Origin of the sequence: Streptomyces sp. NPDC002886 (assembly GCF_042888445.1) — a bacterium.
Taxonomy (GTDB): domain Bacteria; phylum Actinomycetota; class Actinomycetes; order Streptomycetales; family Streptomycetaceae; genus Streptomyces.
In genome coordinates this window covers 837,253-855,313 of record NZ_JBIAPV010000002.1, presented here as the reverse complement: position 1 = coordinate 855,313, position 18,061 = coordinate 837,253, and the positions used below count along the sequence as shown (strand labels likewise).

The 18,061-nt window shown below is 72.7% G+C and carries 16 protein-coding genes and 1 pseudogene; 10 read left to right on the top strand and 7 right to left on the bottom strand.

From position 1 onward, the window contains the following. Nucleotides 1-223: 223 nt before the first annotated feature. Nucleotides 224-580, top strand: coding sequence for a cytidine deaminase (locus ACFYYB_RS10090; RefSeq protein ID WP_389434429.1), 357 nt, complete (start codon nucleotides 224-226; stop codon nucleotides 578-580). Here the strand turns inward: ACFYYB_RS10090 and ACFYYB_RS10085 are convergent. Both ACFYYB_RS10085 and ACFYYB_RS10080 read right to left on the bottom strand, forming a co-directional pair. Further along, nucleotides 577-1,140, bottom strand: coding sequence for an ankyrin repeat domain-containing protein (locus ACFYYB_RS10085; RefSeq protein ID WP_389434428.1), 564 nt, complete (start codon nucleotides 1,138-1,140; stop codon nucleotides 577-579). The genes ACFYYB_RS10090 and ACFYYB_RS10085 overlap by 4 nt on opposite strands. Before the next feature lie 33 nt (nucleotides 1,141-1,173). Further along, nucleotides 1,174-2,430 (bottom strand): MFS transporter, encoded by a 1,257-nt coding sequence (locus ACFYYB_RS10080; protein ID WP_389434982.1) that lies wholly within the window; start codon nucleotides 2,428-2,430, stop codon nucleotides 1,174-1,176. A 188-nt stretch (nucleotides 2,431-2,618) separates the two neighbouring features. Between ACFYYB_RS10080 and ACFYYB_RS10075 the strand changes: the two genes are divergently transcribed. The 4 genes and pseudogenes from ACFYYB_RS10075 to era all read left to right on the top strand — a co-directional run bounded on the left by ACFYYB_RS10075 (nucleotide 2,619) and on the right by era (nucleotide 7,204). Next, nucleotides 2,619-3,683, top strand: a complete 1,065-nt coding sequence (locus ACFYYB_RS10075; RefSeq protein ID WP_389434427.1) for a GlxA family transcriptional regulator — start codon at nucleotides 2,619-2,621, stop codon at nucleotides 3,681-3,683. A 120-nt stretch (nucleotides 3,684-3,803) separates the two neighbouring features. Further along, the gene (locus ACFYYB_RS10070) at nucleotides 3,804-5,234 is read left to right on the top strand and encodes a beta-xylosidase (RefSeq protein ID WP_389434425.1); all 1,431 of its coding nucleotides are present in this window, start codon (nucleotides 3,804-3,806) and stop codon (nucleotides 5,232-5,234) included. Next, nucleotides 5,231-5,725: pseudogene (locus ACFYYB_RS10065) on the top strand (WxL protein peptidoglycan domain-containing protein); the annotation flags it as partial. The gene ACFYYB_RS10070 and the pseudogene ACFYYB_RS10065, both read left to right, overlap by 4 nt. Nucleotides 5,726-6,253: 528 nt before the next feature. Next, nucleotides 6,254-7,204 carry a GTPase Era gene (gene era / locus ACFYYB_RS10060; RefSeq protein ID WP_374213701.1) on the top strand — a complete coding sequence of 317 codons (951 nt, stop codon included), beginning with the start codon at nucleotides 6,254-6,256 and terminating at the stop codon, nucleotides 7,202-7,204. A 10-nt stretch (nucleotides 7,205-7,214) separates the two neighbouring features. Here the strand turns inward: era and ACFYYB_RS10055 are convergent, their stop codons facing one another. The 5 genes from ACFYYB_RS10055 to ACFYYB_RS10035 all read right to left on the bottom strand — a co-directional run bounded on the left by ACFYYB_RS10055 (nucleotide 7,215) and on the right by ACFYYB_RS10035 (nucleotide 10,850). After that, nucleotides 7,215-7,883, bottom strand: a complete 669-nt coding sequence (locus ACFYYB_RS10055) for a class I SAM-dependent methyltransferase (protein WP_389434424.1) — start codon at nucleotides 7,881-7,883, stop codon at nucleotides 7,215-7,217. Nucleotides 7,884-7,990: 107 nt separating this feature from the next. After that, complete coding sequence (locus ACFYYB_RS10050; RefSeq protein WP_389434422.1) at nucleotides 7,991-8,638, bottom strand: SMI1/KNR4 family protein; 648 nt, start codon at nucleotides 8,636-8,638, stop codon at nucleotides 7,991-7,993. A 13-nt stretch (nucleotides 8,639-8,651) separates the two neighbouring features. Then, the gene (locus ACFYYB_RS10045) at nucleotides 8,652-9,473 is read right to left on the bottom strand and encodes a GNAT family N-acetyltransferase (RefSeq protein ID WP_389434420.1); all 822 of its coding nucleotides are present in this window, start codon (nucleotides 9,471-9,473) and stop codon (nucleotides 8,652-8,654) included. A gap of 27 nt (nucleotides 9,474-9,500) precedes the next feature. Then, nucleotides 9,501-9,770: a protealysin inhibitor emfourin gene (locus ACFYYB_RS10040; protein WP_389434418.1), complete on the bottom strand. Its 270-nt coding sequence runs from the start codon at nucleotides 9,768-9,770 to the stop codon at nucleotides 9,501-9,503. A 24-nt stretch (nucleotides 9,771-9,794) separates the two neighbouring features. Beyond that, nucleotides 9,795-10,850: a M4 family metallopeptidase gene (locus tag ACFYYB_RS10035; protein ID WP_389434417.1), complete on the bottom strand. Its 1,056-nt coding sequence runs from the start codon at nucleotides 10,848-10,850 to the stop codon at nucleotides 9,795-9,797. 376 nt (nucleotides 10,851-11,226) lie between these two features. Between ACFYYB_RS10035 and leuA the strand changes: the two genes are divergently transcribed. The 5 genes from leuA (at nucleotide 11,227) to ACFYYB_RS10010 (ending at nucleotide 18,053) form a co-directional block, all read left to right on the top strand. Then, nucleotides 11,227-12,990: a 2-isopropylmalate synthase gene (gene leuA, locus ACFYYB_RS10030; protein WP_389434415.1), complete on the top strand. Its 1,764-nt coding sequence runs from the start codon at nucleotides 11,227-11,229 to the stop codon at nucleotides 12,988-12,990. A gap of 332 nt (nucleotides 12,991-13,322) precedes the next feature. Beyond that, nucleotides 13,323-14,018, top strand: a complete 696-nt coding sequence (locus tag ACFYYB_RS10025) for a TerB family tellurite resistance protein (protein ID WP_389434414.1) — start codon at nucleotides 13,323-13,325, stop codon at nucleotides 14,016-14,018. 821 nt (nucleotides 14,019-14,839) lie between these two features. Then, nucleotides 14,840-16,351, top strand: coding sequence for a nucleobase:cation symporter-2 family protein (locus ACFYYB_RS10020; RefSeq protein ID WP_389434412.1), 1,512 nt, complete (start codon nucleotides 14,840-14,842; stop codon nucleotides 16,349-16,351). 116 nt (nucleotides 16,352-16,467) lie between these two features. Then, nucleotides 16,468-17,214 (top strand): DNA repair protein RecO, encoded by a 747-nt coding sequence (gene recO, locus ACFYYB_RS10015; RefSeq protein WP_389434410.1) that lies wholly within the window; start codon nucleotides 16,468-16,470, stop codon nucleotides 17,212-17,214. Nucleotides 17,215-17,225: 11 nt separating this feature from the next. After that, on the top strand, nucleotides 17,226-18,053 hold the full coding sequence (locus tag ACFYYB_RS10010; protein ID WP_389434408.1) for an isoprenyl transferase: 828 nt from the start codon (nucleotides 17,226-17,228) through the stop codon (nucleotides 18,051-18,053). Nucleotides 18,054-18,061 lie beyond the last annotated feature (8 nt).

Sequence of the window (18,061 nt, the reverse complement as noted above, 5' to 3'; positions counted from 1 at the left end):
GGACCTCCTGCCGATCGGGCCGGGACCGCGTTCCCCGCAGTGGAATCGGAGAAGGGCCCAAGGTCATCGATCACGGGACCTTCGGGGCCGCGCGTGCGCTTACGCAGCGCTTAGTTTTATCCCTGCGCCACCAAGATCCCGGGGGGACACCGGGGGTGGAGGGGAGAGCGCGTCGGCGGGGTCGTCGTGCGGCCCCGCCGACGCGCTCCATATGCTTCGGGCTATGACCGACAGCACCGGGATCGACCCCGAAGACACCAAGATCATCACGTTGGCGCGCAGCGCCCGGGCCCGCAACGGCGTGCCCGAGGGGGCGGCGGTCCGGGACGAGACCGGCCGTACGTACGTCGCCGGAACCGTGGCGCTGGACTCCCTGAAGCTGAGCGCGCTCCAGACGGCCGTCGCGATGGCCGTGGCCAGCGGCGCCCAGTCCCTGGAGGCGGCGGCCGTCGTCAGCGCCGCCGAGGCCCCCTCCGACGCCGACCGCGCGGCGGTCCGCGACCTCGGCGGCCCGGACACCCCGGTCCTCCTGGCGGGCCCGGACGGCACCCTGAAGTCGACGACCGCGGCCGGAGCTTAGGCCGGAGCCGCCGGAGCCGCCGGAGCCGCCGGGTCGGACGGCCCGTCCGACCCTTCCGGCCTGGCGGCCCGGGTGCGCAGGAACTCCGCCGTCCCGGTGTGGCCGAAGCGGGTCGCCCACTCGGCGGGGGTCAGCGCCTTCCAACGGATGCCCGGATCGGCCCCGTGCTCCAGCAGGACCCGGGCCGTGTCCGTGTGGCCCTCGGCCCCCGCACGGCCCAGTGGGGTGGCGCGCAGCCCATTGGCACGGTCGGGGTCGGCGCCGGCGGCGAGCAGCTGCCGCACGATGCCGGTGTGCCCCCTGGTCGCCGCCTGCACCAGGGGCAGTTCCTCGTTGTACGGGCCCATGGCCTGCTCGGGGTCGGCGCCGGCGGCGAGCAGTACGAGCACCACGCCCTCCCGGCCCTCCCGCACGGCGCTGTCCAGCCCCGTGCACCCGTCGGCGTCCCGCGCGTCCACGGCGACACCCCGGCTCAGCAGCCGCGAGACCGTCGCCCCGTCCCCGGCCCGCGCCGCCCGGACCAGTTCGTCCGCCGCCGCCGTCCCGCCCCCGTCGTCCATGGGGGCATGATCGCAGCCCGGACCGGGCGGCCCTCAGGCCGTGACGGCGTCGGCCGCGCTCCGGCGGCGGATGACCATCGCCATCAGGGCGGCCATCGCGCACAGGGCGCCCGAGGCGTACCAGACGGGGTCGTACGAGCCGAAGGCGTCGCGGGCCAGGCCGCCGAGGAAGGCCACCAGTGCGGCGCCGACCTGGTGCGAGGCCAGGACCCAGCCGAAGACGATGGCACCGTCCTCCCCGTAGTGCTCGCGGCACAGCGCGATCGTCGGCGGGACCGTCGCGACCCAGTCCAGGCCGTAGAAGACGATGAAGAACACCATCGGCGGGTGCACGGTCGGGGCCAGCAGCATCGGGAGGAAGAGCAGGGAGATCCCGCGCAGGGCGTAGTAGACGGCCAGCAGGCGGCGCGATTCGAAGCGGTCCGTCAGCCAGCCGGAGAACACCGTGCCGATGACGTCGAAGACGCCGATCACGGCGAGCAGTCCGGCCGCCGCGGTCACCGGCATGCCGTGGTCGTGGGCCGAGGGCACGAAGTGGGTCTTCACCAGCCCGTTGGTGGAGGCCCCGCAGATCGCGAAGGTGCCCGCCAGCAGCCAGAAGGGGCCGGTCCGGGCCGCCTTGAGCAGGACGCCCACGGCCCGGCGGGCGGCGCCGGGGACGGGCGCGGGCTTGGGCGTGTACGGACCCCCGTACGGGGTGGTCCCGATGTCCGCCGGGTGGTCGCGCAGCAGCAGCCAGACGAAGGGCACGACGGCCAGGGCCGCCAAGGAGACGGTGACCGCCGCGGGGCGCCAGCCGTGGTTCTCGACCAGCCAGGCCAGCAGCGGCAGGAACACCAGCTGGCCGGAGGCCCCGGCGGCGGTCAGGATGCCGGTGACCAGGCCGCGCCGGGCGGTGAACCAGCGGTTGGTCACCGTCGCCGCGAAGGCCAGGGCCATCGAGCCGCTGCCGAGCCCGACGAGGACGCCCCAGTAGAGGACCAGTTGCCAGGAGGCGGTCATCCACACGGTGGCCACCGTGCCGCCGGCTATGACGGTCAGCGCGATCGCGACGACCCGGCGGATGCCGAAGCGGTCCATCAGGGCGGCGGCGAACGGCGCGGTGAGCCCGTACAGGGCGAGGTTCACGGAGACGGCGAGGCCGATCGTGCCCCGCGACCAGTCGAACTCCTCGTGCAGCGGCTCGATGAGCAGACCGGGGAGCGAGGCGAAGCCGGCGGCGCCGATGATCGTCACGAAGGCGACGGCCGCGACGAACCAGGCACGGTGGACGCGGTGCTGACGGGGCAGCGGTGCGTCGGCGGCGGCGCCGGTGCCGGTGGCGGTACCGGAGGTGGGCGTCGGTGCGGGGGAGGGGCCGGTGGAAGCGCCGGGGGCGGGGCCGGGGCCCGGTTCTGTCTGCGTCACGACGACAGTTTCCGGCCGCCGGGTGCCCGTACGACAGTGGCCTGACCGACATGCTTCGATATGATCGGGCCATGGAGCCTCGCGCGCACCGGGTCCACCGGGTTCACCGTGTCGTCGTACTCGCCCTCGCCGGGCTGCTGCCCTTCGAGCTCGGGATCCCCCACCGGATCTTCGGGCGGGCGAAGGAGCCCGCGACCGGGCGGCCGCTCTACGAGATCCTCACCTGCGGGCTCGCCCCCGGCCGGGTGCCCACGGACGCCGACTTCGACATCCACGTGGAGCACGGCCCCGAACTGCTGGCCACGGCCGACACCGTGGTGGTCCCCGCCTCCTACGAGCTGGGCCCGGTCCACGCGGAGGGCCGGCTCACCCCCGAACTGGCCGCCGCCCTCGCGCACATCAGGCCCGGCACCCGGCTCGTCTCCATCTGCACGGGTGGCTACGTGCTCGCCGCCGCCGGGTACCTGGACGGCCGCCGGGCCACCACCCACTGGTCCTCCGCCGGGCACTTCCAGCGGACCTTCCCGGCCGTCCTGGTCGACCCGGACGTGCTCTACACCGACGACGGGGACGTGCTCACCTCCGCCGGAGTCGCCGCCGGGATCGACCTGTGCCTCCACATCGTGCGCCGCGACCACGGCGCGGCCGTCGCCAACCAGACCGCCCGGTACACCGTCGTACCGCCGCACCGCGACGGCGGGCAGGCGCAGTTCATCGACCGCCCGGTGCCCGAGACGCAGCAGGCGAGCACCACCGCGGCCCGCGCCTGGGTACTGGACCGGCTGCACGAACCGCTGCGGCTGAGTGACCTGGCCCGGCAGGAGGCCATGTCGGTACGGACCTTCACGCGCCGGTTCCGCGAGGAATCGGGGCTCAGCCCGGGCGAATGGATCACCGGGCAGCGGGTCGAGCGGGCCCGGGCCCTGCTGGAGCAGACCGAGCTGCCGATGGAACACGTGGCCCGGGAGGCGGGCTTCGGGACCGCGCAGTCCCTGCGCAAGCACGTGCAGGCGGCGCTCGGCGTGAGCCCGACGGCCTACCGGCGGACCTTCAGGGCGGCCGCGCCGGATACCGCGTTCGGCGGCACCCTGCCATCTCCTGATGGGACATCAGTTCCTGCGGAGTCCGTGCATTGACTTATCCCCCCGCCCGCTCGTGAATGGCCCCCTGGCGGGGTACGGGATCCCAGGGGGCGGTCAGTGCGGACTTCGGCGCGAACGACGGCGCGGCACAGAGGTTGGTCGGCGGCCGTCGGCATGGCGGTACTGGCCGCGGCGACCGGGGGCGCGCTGAGCACCCCCGCGGCGGCGGAGGGGGAGACGCCTCCCGGGCAGGTCGAGTTCCCGACGCACTGCCTGCCGCCCCAGGAAGCCGGACTGCCGCCGGCCGACGGGCCCACCACCGCCCGGGTCACCGTGGACGACGTGACGCCGCGCGTGGGCGACACCGTCACCGTCACCTACCAGGTGGCCCGGACCCCCGCCGTGAACCCCCTCTCCGTCGCGCTGCCCGGCGACGTCCTCACCCCGACCGGGCGGATCGTCCTCGGAGGCGCGCAGCAGGGCGAGGTCACGGTCGTCGGAGCCAAGCGCAACGATCCCGTCGCGGTGGGCGGGGCGCTGCCCGCCGTCACCATGACCGGCACCTTCACCGTCACGGCTCCCGGCGAGATCACCCTGGCCCCGGGCGGCTACACCCTGCACACCGGGCATCTCCTCGAACTGGACACCGTGTGCGCGGTCGCCGGGGGCGCGGAGCCGGGACCGGAGCCTTCCGCGTCGGCATCGGCGTCGGCATCGGCGTCTGCGGTGCCGTCGCCGCCGGTCCCGTCCCCGTCGGCCCCGTCGTCTCCGGGTCCGCTGCCGCTGCCGGCCCCGGCGCCGCTCCCGGGCAGGGCTCCGGTGGCGCAGCGCATCACCGCGAGCCCGCTGCCGACGGCCAACGTGCGCGCCGTCGCGCTCGGCACGGCCGCGGGCGGCCCGGGCGCCAAGGTCAAGGTCACCGGAGCCGGCTTCGTGCCCGGCGCGGAGGTCACCGTGGCGGGCCGGGCGGGTACGGCGGAGACCGCCGACCGGGTCACCGCCAAGGCCGACGAGCTCGGGGTGGTCCTCGCGGAGCTGCCGGTCACGGACCGGGCGACCACCGCCGTCGTGGCGTACGAGGGCGCGGCCTGGACTCCGGAGCGGGGCTCCGGCCCGGCCGCGTACACGGTGATCGTCGCCGTCCCGCTGCCGCCGGGGAGCCAGACGGTGACGGCGGTCGTGGAGCCGGGCGAGCTCGGCATGACCCAGGAGGGCGACGCCGTGACCCTGGCCGCGGTCCCGTACGGGGACGGCGGCGCGGCGGCCGGCCGGATCGGCACCGTCACGGTCAAGGACGCCCGCGGCGGACCGGCCGGGTGGTCCCTGATCGGCAAGGTCACCGATTTCACGGGGGCCGGCGGGCTCCGCATCCCGGGTGCCTCCCTGAGCTGGACCCCGACGTGCGCGGCCGCGCCCGGCAGCCCCAGCGCGTGTACGCCGGGCAGCGCGGGCACGGTCGGGCCCGACGGCGCGGTCCTGGCCTCGACCGGTGACGCCACCCTCGTCGGCGGCACCTTCACCGTCGACGCCGCCGTCACCCTTCAGGTCCCCCCGTACACCCCGCCGGGCGCGTACACGGCGGTGCTGACCCTGACGTTGTCGTGACCCGACCCGGCCTCTCGGCCGCCCCTGTGCCGCTGCGAGGGACTCGGCCCCGCGCGGCGGCACTGGCCGGGCGGGTGCGGCGGCGCCTGGCCACGGCCGCGGTCGCCGCCTTGTCGGCAGGGGTCGGGCTGCTCGCCGGAGCCGGATCCGTCGCCGCCGCGGACAACGGGCAGTGGTCCGTTCTGCCCGCCGCCAACACGATCGGGCAGCGGCCGTACTTCTATCTCGCCGCCGGCCCCGGCCAGAGCGTCACCGACTCCGTCACCATCGCCAACCGCACGGACCGCCCCCGCACCTTCCGCCTCTACGCCGCCGACGCCTACAACACCGCCCGAGACGGCGGCTTCGCCCTGCGCGGGCCCGAGGAGCCGCGCACCGCCACGGGCGCCTGGACGGCACTGGCCCGGGAGCGGATCACCGTCCCGGCGAAGACGGCGGTCGACGTCGGCTTCACCCTCACCGTCCCCGACCGGGCCGAACCCGGGGACCATCCCGGAGCCGTCGTCGCCCTGGAGGACCGGCCGGCCGACGCCTCGGTGCGGGGGATCGCCGGACAGGGGATAGGGGTCCAGCAGGCCGTCGCCGCCCGCGTCTACCTCCGGGTCACCGGTCCCACCGCCCCCGCCCTGGCCGTCGAGGACCTCCGCACCGCCACCGCCCGCCGCGGCGGAGGCGCCAGCGCGGAGATCTCGTACACGCTCCACAACCTCGGCAACGTCACCCTGCGCCCCCGCGCCACCCTGACCGCCTCCGGGGCGCTGGGCCGGAAACTGATCTCCCGCCCCCTCACAGGCCTGCCCGCCGAGCTGCTGCCCGGCCAGCGGGTCCGGCTCACCGCGCACTGGGCGGACCCGCCCGCCCTGGAATGGGCCGAGGTCGCGGTGGTGGCGCGGGCCGACGGCACGGCAGCCCGGGCCACCGCCGGACTCGCCGCGCACCCCGCCCTGAACGGCCTGCTCGCGACCGCTCTGGCCCTCCTGGCGGCGGCCTGGTCGGCGCTGGGAGCCGCATCGGGGAGAATGGCCCGTATGAGCGATCGTTCCCCCGAGACCACCAGCCCGCACCGTGCGGGCTTCGCATGCTTCGTCGGCCGTCCCAACGCGGGGAAGTCGACCCTGACCAACGCGCTCGTGGGTACCAAGGTCGCGATCACCTCCAACCGGCCGCAGACCACCCGCCACACGGTCCGCGGCATCGTGCACCGCCCCGACGCCCAGCTCGTCCTGGTCGACACGCCCGGCCTCCACAAGCCGCGCACGCTGCTCGGCGAGCGGCTGAACGACGTCGTGCGCGCGACCTGGTCCGAGGTCGACGTGATCGGCTTCTGCCTGCCCGCGGACCAGAAGCTCGGCCCCGGTGACAAGTTCATCGTCAAGGAGCTCGCGGGGATCAAGAAGACCCCCAAGATCGCCATCATCACCAAGACCGACCTCGTCGAGTCGAAGGTGGTGGGCGAGCAGCTCATCGCCGTGCACCAGCTCGCCGAGGAGCTCGGCTTCGAGTGGGCCGAGATCGTCCCCGTCTCGGCGGTCGGCGACACCCAGGTCCAGCTGCTGGCGGACCTGATCGCGCCCATGCTGCCGAAGAGCCCGCCGCTGTACCCGGAGGGCGACCTCACCGACGAGCCCGAGATGGTGATGGTCGCGGAACTGATCCGCGAGGCCGCGCTGGAGGGCGTACGGGACGAGCTCCCGCACTCCATCGCCGTGGTCGTCGAGGAGATGATCCCCCGGGAGAACCGCCCGGCGGACCGCCCCCTGCTGGACATCCACGCCAACCTCTACATCGAGCGCCCGAGCCAGAAGGGCATCATCATCGGCCCGAAGGGCGCCCGCCTGAAGGAGGTCGGGATGAAGTCGCGCAAGCACATCGAGGCGCTGCTCGGCACCCCGGTCTTCCTCGACCTGCACGTGAAGGTCGCCAAGGACTGGCAGCGCGACCCCAAGCAGCTCCGCAAGCTCGGCTTCTAGCGGCCGGCTCCTACGGGAGCCGCCGCACCTTCACCGCGTTGTCCGTACGGGTCCCGGGCCGGCCGTCAGGCTGGTTCTGGACCCGTACGTGTTCCTCCGCCAGCAGGACCTCCCAGGCGCCGGCCTCCAGTTCCAGCTGGGCGAGGACGTCGTCCGGGGTCGGGAAGTCCACCTCCGGGCGGTCCTCCTGCCAGGACGGCCATCCCGCGTGGCCGACGACGAGCAGGATCCCGCCGGGGGCCACGGCCGCGGCGGCCCGGCGCAGGATCCGGTCGCGCGGGAACTCCCCGAAGGTGTGCAGGAAGCACGCGGAGACCAGGTCGTACTCGCCCGCCGGGAAGGACTCCGCGAGGTCGTGCCGCTCCCAGGCGGTGCGGTCCGCGACCTCGGCCTCGGCGGCGTGGGCCGCGGCCCGCTCCAGGGCGACCCCGGAGATGTCCGTCCCGGTGACGTGCCAGCCCTGCCGCGCGAGCCACACGGCGTCGCCGCCCTCTCCGCAGCCGAGGTCCAGGGCCCGGCCGGGAGCGAGCGGGGCGGTCTCCCGGGCCAGCACGACGTTGGCGTCGCCGCTCCAGATCCTGTCGCTCTCGCGGTAGCGGGAGTCCCAGAACTCCTCGCCCGCGAAGCCGGTCTCGGGAGCGTCCGGGGACTGCGGGGCGTGGTCGTGCGCGTGCGCCATTTCGGCCTCTTTCCGGTCGGTACGGGTACGGATGCCCGTGCCTCCGATGCTCCGCCCGGACGGCGGGCCCGGCCAAGCGGTCTTGCCGTTCCCGCAAAAGAACGGGCTCAGGATTGCGCGGGACGCCCCCAGTCCGGCGGCAGCAGGTCCGAGAGGTCGCCCAGGCCGCGCTCCCGCCACTGCCCGAAGGTCAGCGGGGCCGCGCCGCCCGGGTGGTCCAGGGACAGCGGCACGATCAGGTCGCAGGTGGCCCGGCCGTCCCACCAGACCGTCCCGGCCAGCTGTCCCGTGAGCGCGAGCAGGGTGGCGAAGCCGCAGCCGTCGTCCCGCAGCACCACGCAGCCGGCCGTCTTGCGGTCCTCGAACTCGTCGCCCTCGGCCTCGTCCCAGGCCTGCCGGGCGGCCCGGAGGGCGGCCTCGTCGGGGAAGTCCTCCTCGCGGGGGAACCGCTCCCACAGCGCCGCGTCCGCCTCGACGTAGGAATCGGGGTGCGGGAAGGGCAGGGGCAGCAGATCGCGCCGCGTGTCCGGGTTCCCCGCCCACCACCAGCCGTCCGGGCCCCGCTCCAGCCGGTGCAGCGGGCCGCCCGCGCCGACGTCGAGGAGGTACGAGCGGTACGCGGGAGGGAAGCGGATGCCGAGCTCCGCCTCCGCCTGTTCCACCTCGGCTCCGGTCAGCGGCGATGGCGCGGCGGGCCGTCCGGCGGCCGGGTCCTGGGGCCACTCGCGGCGGCGGCCCAGCAGCCGGCCGATCACAGCACCCGGCCGATCACAGCGGCCGGTCCGCGATCAGGGCCGTGCCGACCGAGCGGAAGCCGAGGCGGGCGTAGAGGCGGGCCACGTCCTCGTCGCCCGCCGACAGGAAGACCGTGCGGGCTCCGCGGTCCAGAGCGTCGGCGACCAGGGCGGCCGTCACCGCGAGGGCCAGGCCCTGGCGGCGGGCCGAGGGCAGGGTGCCGACACCGACCACCTCGGAAACGTCGCCGACCGGGATGTACTGGCCGGAGCACAGGACGGCGCCGTCGCGCACGGCCGCGGCCAGGGCGGTGCGGCCCGACTCGATCATCCCCGCGACCCGGATCCGGCGGCCCTCGGAGGCCGGCTCTCGCTCCGCGACCGCCAGCTCCGCCGGGCCCGCCTCGCCCACCGCCGTGCCGGGAGCGGCGAAGGCCAGCATCGGCACCGTCACGGCCGGGCGCAGCAGCGGGTCGGCCGCGCCGAGGACGCGTACGTCCGGATGCGCGGGGGGCCGCGGCGCCGCCGGGTCGAGCACCATCAGCGGATGCGCGTGCACGGTCAGCCCGGCGGCCTCCGCGGCGGCGCGCAGGGAGGGGGTGGTTTCGGCCACCCACTCGAAGGCCTCGGGAACCTTCAGCTCCCGCTGCCGGGCCAGCACCCGCTCGACGTCGGCCACGGTGACACCATCGGCGGAGGCGGCGCCGAGCGCGGGCCGCGCGTAGTAGGGCCAGCCGTCGCCCTCTTGGACGAACAGGGTCAGCGGGCCGAAGTCCTCGGCCCGCGCCCCACCGGCCCGGGGCGCGGTGTCGTAATAGCGTTCGAGCTCGGGCAGACGGTCGGAAGGCGTGATCATCCGGCTATCCAAGCAAGTGCGCGCTGCTCAGGCACCTTCTTTGAGGACGCGCGAGATCAACGAGCGCTGCGCGTCCGAAAGGTTCGGATCCTGGCAGAGCACCGTCCGCCCGTCGACCGTGATCGTGTACGAGAAACCGTCCCGGATCCGGTCCGCCGGTTCCCCCGGCGGACCGTCCCGCAGGGCCAGCCGGGCCAGGTCCTGCCACTCGTCCTCGTCGGGCAGGCCCGAGGTGTCCACCTCGCCGCGGCGCTCGATCCCCGCGAAGCCGCCCGTCCGCACCACCTGAATCCGCATGACGGCCCTCCTACCCCGCGCCCGCTACCCCAAGCCGACCGCCGACCAAGCCTTCTGCAGGGCCTGGTGCTCCGCGCCGCCGTCGCCGTACCGGGTGACGGCCGCGGCGGTCGTGAGGGCGGCGAACCGGGCGAAGTCCGCCTTCGGGCCCAGCTCTCCGCCGGTCAGGGTGTCGTACCAGATCCGCCCGGCCCGCTCCCAGGCCTTGCCGCCGAGCTCGGTGGCCACCAGGTAGAAGGCGTGGTTGGGGATGCCGGAGTTGATGTGCACCCCGCCGTTGTCGCGGGAGGTGCGGACGTAGTCGTCCATCGTGGCGGGCTGCGGGTCCTTGCCGAGCTCGTCGTCCTCGTACGCCGTCCCGGGCGCCTTCATCGACCGCAGGGCGAAGCCGCTGTCCACGGAGGGGCCGAGCAGCCCGGCGCCGATCAGCCAGTCGGCGTCCCCGGCGGTCTGGCCCAGCGTGTACTGCTTGATGAGGGAGCCGAAGACGTCGGACATGGACTCGTTGAGGGCGCCGGACTGGCCGTAGTACTCCAGGTCGGCGGTGTGCTGGGTGACCCCGTGGGCGAGCTCGTGCCCGATGACGTCCACGGACACGGTGAAGTCGAGGAAGAGATCGCCGTCGCCGTCGCCGAACACCATCTGGCTGCCGTCCCAGAAGGCGTTGTTGTACAGCCGGTCGTAGTGGACGCTGGCGTTCAGCGGCAGGCCGGCGTCGTCGATGGAGTGCCGGCCGAAGGCCTTGAAGAAGAGCTCGAAGGTGGCTCCGAGCCCGGCGTAGGCGCGGTTGACGCTGGCGTCCTGGCCGGCGTCCTCGCCTTCGCCGCGGACCTTCTTCCCGGGCAGCCGGGTCCGGTGCTCGGCGTCGTAGACGGTCCGCTCGGGGGTCTCGGAGGGAGTCTCCCCGGCGGGCGGGAGCACCGCCATCAGGCGTCGCACCCGGTGCGAGGCGTCCAGTTCGAGGGTCCGCCGCGCGGCGGCGGCCCGGGCGGGGTCCTCGGACCGGGCGATCTTGTCCAGGAGGTGCGGTGGCACCACGGTGCAGAAGACGGGGCGACGGGGCGTGAGGAAGGCATCCATGCCCGGCAATGTGGCAGCGGGTGATGCCGCTGTCACTAGCTGCGACCATGATTCATTCGCTCGTCTGAAAGCGGCGGCGCCGCATTGACGGATCAACCGGACATCGGGCCGAGCCGGCAAGAGGTAAAGAGGCTTAGCTCACAAAGGGTGCAAAACGGACCTGCCGGTCTTGCATACTGAAACAGGTCCCGCATTACGGGGCGGCTCGGTTAGGCTCGGCCCATCATGCGTTTCGGGCTGCTCCTCCTTAGCTGCCGCGGCGAGGGCCTGTAGTCGTAGGCCGACCCCCTCCCCGCGGAGTTTGGTGTTGCGGTTTTGCGACCGTCCGTCGGCCGTCCCAGCGAACTACACGCGGACACGCGAGGAGCCCTACGTCATGAGCCAGCACACTTTTGTCGGTCGCCCCACGCCCATCACGAACGCGACCCACACCCAGAAGCCCTCCGGGATGCCGATCCACAAGTACGGCTCGTACGAGCAGGTGGACATCCCCGACCGCACCTGGCCCGAGGCCCGCGTCACCAAGGCGCCCCGCTGGCTCTCCACGGACCTGCGCGACGGCAACCAGTCGCTGATCGACCCGATGACCCCCGCACGCAAGCGCGAGATGTTCGACCTGCTGGTGCGCATGGGCTACAAGGAGATCGAGGTCGGCTTCCCGTCCTCCGGTGAGACCGACTTCAACTTCGTGCGCTCCATCATCGAAGAGGGCGCGATCCCGGACGACGTGACCATCTCCGTACTGACCCAGGCCCGCGAGGACCTGATCGAGCGGACCGTCGAGTCGCTGGTCGGCGCCAAGCGCGCCACCGTGCACCTGTACAACGCGACCGCACCCACCTTCCGCCGGGTCGTCTTCCGCGGCTCCAAGGAGCAGATCAAGCAGATCGCCGTCGACGGCACCCGCCTGGTCATGGAGTACGCCGACAAGCTGCTGGGCGCCGACACCGTCTTCGGCTACCAGTACAGCCCGGAGATCTTCACCGACACCGAGCTGGACTTCGCCCTGGAGGTCTGCGAGGCCGTCTGCGACGTGTGGCAGCCGTCCGAGGGCCGCGAGATCATCCTCAACCTGCCCGCCACCGTGGAGCGCTCGACGCCCTCCACCCACGCGGACCGCTTCGAGTGGATGGCCCGCAACCTGACCCGCCGCGCGCACATCTGCATCTCCGTGCACCCGCACAACGACCGGGGCACCGCCGTGGCGGCCGCCGAGCTGGCCCTGATGGCCGGCGCCGACCGCATCGAGGGCTGCCTGTTCGGCCAGGGCGAGCGCACCGGCAACGTCGACCTGATCACGCTGGGCATGAACCTGTTCTCGCAGGGCATCGACCCGCAGATCGACTTCTCGCAGATCGACGAGATCCGTCGCACCAGCGAGTACTGCAACCAGATGGAAGTCCACCCGCGCCACCCCTACGCGGGCGACCTCGTGTACACCGCCTTCTCCGGCTCCCACCAGGACGCCATCAAGAAGGGCTTCGACGCGATGGAGGCCGACGCGGCCGCCAAGGGCGTCACCGTCGACGACATCGAGTGGGCCGTGCCGTACCTGCCGATCGACCCGAAGGACGTCGGCCGCTCCTACGAGGCGGTCATCCGGGTCAACTCGCAGTCCGGCAAGGGCGGCATCGCGTACGTCCTGAAGAACGACCACAAGCTGGACCTGCCGCGCCGCATGCAGATCGAGTTCTCGCGGATCATCCAGGCCAAGACCGACTCCGAGGGCGGCGAGGTCACCCCGACCGCGATCTGGAACGTCTTCCAGGACGAGTACCTGCCCAACCCCGAGAACCCGTGGGGCCGCATCCAGCTGCGCTCCGGTTCGACCGCCACCGACAAGGACGGCACCGACACGCTGACCGTCGAGGCGGTCGTGGACGGCGTCGAGGCCGTGCTGAACGGCACCGGCAACGGCCCGATCTCCGCTTTCTTCGACGCGCTGGCCGCTATCGGCATCGACGCCCGCCTGCTGGACTACACCGAGCACACGATGAGCGAGGGCGCCTCCGCCGTCGCCGCCTCGTACATCGAGTGCGCGATCGACGGCCGCGTCCTGTGGGGCATCGGCATCGACGCGAACACCACCCGCGCCTCCCTGAAGGCGGTCATCTCCGCCGTCAACCGCGCGGGCCGCTGACCGACCCGCTCGTCCGTGGACCCCGCTCCTCCTTCCGGAGGGGCGGGGTTCCGCCGTTCCCGGGGCGAGCGGCCCCGTCAGCGGGCCGGGTCGCCGCCGTCCACCGGCAAACTTCTCGTTCACGCGGCCGGGCGCCGGGAAGCCGGGGGGCCGCCGTGGGGGACGGGCGCGCAGGTGGGGCCGGGTGCGGGGCCGGATGCGGGCAGGGGCGCAGATCGGCCAAGTACGGGGGCCGGACGATGTTGTCTTGTCACACGGCTGACGCATCCTCACCGATGTGGCTAACATCACGCCAACCCGGCGATGTTGCCGGAAGGTTACGGAGGTGCGACGTGCTGCCAGTTCGGGGTGGGGACGGCCGGAAGCTGACGGTCTGGGGTATCCGCACCACCTGGAGCACCGTGGGTGACGGGGAGTTCTTCTGCCCCGACTGCGGTGGCGACCGCAATTACCGCCGGCGCACGGGGCGCCGCCGGTTCACCGTCCTGGGCGTGCCGCTGCTGCCCCGCGGGCAGGCGGGTCCCGTCGTCGAGTGCCAGGGCTGCCGCGAGCGCTTCGGCACCGAGGTCCTGGACCACCTCACCACCACCCGCTTCACCGCGCTGCTGCGCGACGCCGTGCACACCGTGACCCTGGCCGTGCTGGCCGCCGGGGGGACGGCCTCGCGCAGCGCGCTGGAGGCCGCCGTGGGCGCCGTACGGTCCGCCGGGTTCCAGGACTGCTCCGAGGAGCAGCTGGAGTCCCTGGTCGAGGGACTGGCCGCCGAGGAGGGCAGGCTCGGGCTCTACGACGGCCCCGACTGCTACGGCGCCGCGCTCTCGATCGAACTGCACGAGGCCCTGGAGCCGCTGGCCCCGCACCTGGCCGGCCCGGGCCGCGAATCGCTCCTGCTGCAGGGTGCGCGCGTGGCGCTGGCCGACGGCCCGTACATCCCCGCGGAGCGCGAGGTGCTGGCGACCGTGGGCGCGGCGCTGCGGATCGACGCCGACGAGGTCGCCCGGCTGCTGTCGGCGGTCCGGGCGCCGTAGGGTCCCGCCACGGGCCTCGGGCGGCCCGTACGCCCCTCAGCCGGCGCCCCGCGCCACGGGGGCGGGGCGTGCCGGTACCGGGGCCGGTGTCGGCGGCGTAGACATCGGCGTAGGCATCGGTGTCGGTGTCGGTGTGCCCGATGGTGCCGGAGCTGCGCGCGATGACGAGCGTGCGGTTCCCCCTGGTCGGGGCCGCACGCACCGCCGGACCGAGCCGGTGCTCGACGCGGCGACGGCGGCGCGGGCCATCGTTTCGGCCGCGCTGACGGTTTCGGACGCGGCCGCGTCTCACGGTGTGGTCGAAAACGGCACATTCAGAGGTAACGATCGGGCCTCGCGGGCCCGATTCGGAGATCCTTCCGCGTGCCGTGAACCGCGGAGGCTCGCCATCCGTACGGGGTGTTTCCACCAGGTGGACGGGCGGAGCCGGGGCTTCATCTTTGCGTGGCCGAACGGCCCTCGGTGCGCTAACCCCCACGTCACGGCGCACGGCCTTCGCGTTCGCGCAGGAGGAAGCGGCCGTTCGCCGAAGCGTTGGCCATAGTCGACACCGGGGGTCTCCACCACTGGAGAAACCTCCAGATCCTGCACCCCGCCGGGTCAACATTTTGTAGAAGTTGACGATATCTGTGAGCGGCCCCACAGGCGTTCAATTCCGGTCACACGAGGAGACGCCGCCGGTAACACCGCGGAGCTTCGATTCACGTGGACGTACTGATCACCCTGCCGGATCAACGGGTTAACGACCCACTTCGGCCAGGGACAACCAGCTCCCTCCAGCTTCTTCTCAGTTACCTACCTCATTGAAGGGCAAGGCAGAGATGGCACGTGTCGCCGCACCGCTTTCCGCCACCGGAAAGCAGAGCACGCACCCGGTCGACGAGGTGCTCCCCCTCCCCAAGCTCGCGCTGTACGGCTTCCAGCACGTACTCGCGTTCTACGCCGGTGCGGTGATCGTTCCGATCATCGTCGGTGGCGCCCTCGGGCTCACCACCGAGCAGCTGGTCTACCTGATCAATGCCGACCTCTTCACCTGCGGTATCGCCTCGATCATCCAGGCGTGGGGCATCGGCAGGGTCGGCGCGCGGCTGCCCCTGATCCAGGGCGTCACCTTCACCGCGGTGTCCCCGATGATCGCCATCGGTCTCGGCGCGGGCGGCGGGACGGCGGGCCTCCTCGTCATCTACGGCGCGGTCATCACGGCCGGCATCGCCACCTTCGCCTTCGCCTGGCTGCCTCCCAAGGCCTTCCGCACGATCATGCGGCTCTTCCCGCCGGTCGTCACCGGCACGGTGATCACCGTCCTCGGCATCGTGCTGATCCCGGTCGGCCTCAACGACGCCGCGGGCGGCCTGGGCAGCCCCGACTTCGGTGACCCGAAGAACTTCGCCTACGCCGGCGGCACGATGCTCTTCATCCTCATCCTGATGAAGCTCGGCAAGCCCTTCCTCAACAGCATCTCCATCCTCCTCGGCCTCGTCGGCGGCACCGCCGTCGCCTTCCTGCTCGGCGACGCCAAGTTCGGCAACGTCAGCAACTCGGACTGGATCGGCATCACCACGCCGTTCTACTACGGCGCGCCGAAGTTCGAGTGGTTCCCGATCGTGCTGATGCTCATCGTCATGCTGATCACCATGGTCGAGACCACCGGTGACACCTACGCCGTCGGTGACATCGTCGGCAAGGAGATCGACAGCGAGACCGTGGCCCGCGCCCTGCGTGCCGACGGCGCCGCGACCGCCCTCGGCGGTGTCCTGAACTCCTTCCCCTACGTGGCCTTCGCCGAGAACGTCGGCTTGGTCCGCATGACGAAGGTCAAGAGCCGCTTCGTCGTGGTCGCCGCGGGTGTCTTCATGATCGTGCTCGGCATGATCCCCAAGGCCGCCGCGATCGTCGCCGCCGTTCCGCACGGAGTGCTCGGCGGCGCCGCGACCGTGATGTTCGCGATGGTCGCCCTGGCGGGCATCCAGACCCTCGCCAAGGTCGACCTCAAGGAGGAGAAGAACGCCCTCGTCGTGGGTGTCTCCCTGGCCTTCGCGCTGCTCCCCGCCACCGTCCCGGTCCTCTTCAAGGACCACATGAACGCGGACCTCTCCTCGCTCCTCAACAGCGGTGTGACGCTCGGTGCCACGGCCGCGATCGTCCTGAACCTGATCTTCAACGGTCTGGGCAAGGACGGTGCGCACGACGCCTCGGTCGCTGACGCCCCGCTCGCCGACTCCCTGCTGGCCGACGCCCCTGCGGACGCCTCCCCGGCGGCGGACGACGAGCCCGCGGCAGCCATCCCGGCCCAGTCGGGCGAGGGCGAACCCGCCCCGGCACCGACCGCCTGATCCTCCCAAGGGGTGTCCCCCGCCGGGCCTCGTGCCCGGCGGGGGTCGCTGCCGTCCGGGAGGCCGCTGCCGTCCGGGGCGGCCGTCCTGTCGGTGGCGTACGGGACAATGGGCCCATGAGCCTGTTCCGCGACGACGGCATCGTGCTGCGCACCCAGAAGCTGGGTGAGGCGGACCGCATCATCACGCTCCTGACCCGGGGCCACGGCCGGGTCCGGGCCGTCGCCCGCGGCGTCCGGCGCACCAAGTCCAAGTTCGGCGCCGGTCTGGAACCCTTCTCCCACGCCGACGTGCAGTTCTTCTCGCGCACCGGCGAACTGATCGGCCGCGGCCTGCCGCTCTGCACGCAGACCCAGATCATCGCCCCGTACGGCAACGGCATCGCCACCGACTACGCCCGCTACACCGCCGGCACCGCGATGCTGGAGACCGCCGAGCGGTTCACCGACCACGAGGGCGAGCCCGCCGTCCAGCAGTACCTGCTGCTCGTCGGCGCCCTGCGCACCCTCTCGCGCGGCGAACACGCCCCCAACCTGATCCTCGACGCCTTCCTGCTGCGTTCCCTCGCCGTCAACGGCTACGCGCCCAGCTTCGACGACTGCGCGAAGTGCGGGATCCACGGCCCCAACCGGCACTTCTCCGTCGCCGCGGGCGGAGTCATATGCGGCGACTGCCGCGTCCCCGGCAGCGTCGTACCCTCGTCGGAGGCCATCGCCCTGCTCAGCGCCCTGCTGACGGGCGACTGGGGACATGCCGACGCGTGCGAGGCGCGTCACGTGCGGGAGGGCAGCGGGCTGGTCTCGGCCTACTTGCACTGGCATCTGGAGCGCGGGCTACGCTCGCTTCGGTACGTCGAGAAATAGGAGCTGGGCACATGGCACGACGCGGGATTCTGGGACGCTCTCGCCGCGAGTACAAGGTTCCCGAGCCGCATCCCTCGGGTGAGCGCCCGCCGAAGATCCCCGGCGAGCTCGTCCCGAACCACGTCGCGATCGTCATGGACGGCAACGGCCGCTGGGCCAAGGAGCGCGGACTGCCGCGCACCGAGGGCCACAAGGTGGGCGAGGGCGTCGTGCTCGACGTGCTCAAGGGCTGCCTGGAGATGGGCGTCAAGAACCTCTCCCTGTACGCCTTCTCGACGGAGAACTGGAAGCGCTCGCCCGACGAGGTGCGCTTCCTCATGAACTTCAACCGCGACGTCATCCGGCGCCGCCGCGACGAGATGAACGAGCTGGGCATCCGCATCCGCTGGGTCGGCCGCATGCCGAAGATGTGGAAGTCGGTCGTCCAGGAGCTCCAGGTCGCGCAGGAACAGACCGTCGACAACGACGCGATGACCCTCTACTTCTGCGTCAACTACGGCGGCCGCGCCGAGATCGCGGACGCGGCGCAGGCCATCGCCCGCGATGTCGCGGCGGGGAAGCTGGACCCGTCGAAGGTCAACGAGAAGACCTTCGCGAAGTACATCTACTACCCGGACATGCCGGACGTGGACCTCTTCCTGCGCCCGAGCGGCGAACAGCGCACCTCCAACTACCTGCTCTGGCAGAGCGCGTACGCCGAGATGGTCTTCCAGGACACCCTGTGGCCCGACTTCGACCGCCGGGACCTCTGGGCGGCCTGCTACGAGTACGCCCAGCGCGACCGCCGCTTCGGCGGCGCCGTCCCGAACCAGGCCGAGGGCAGCGCCGACCGCCCCTGACCGTAGGC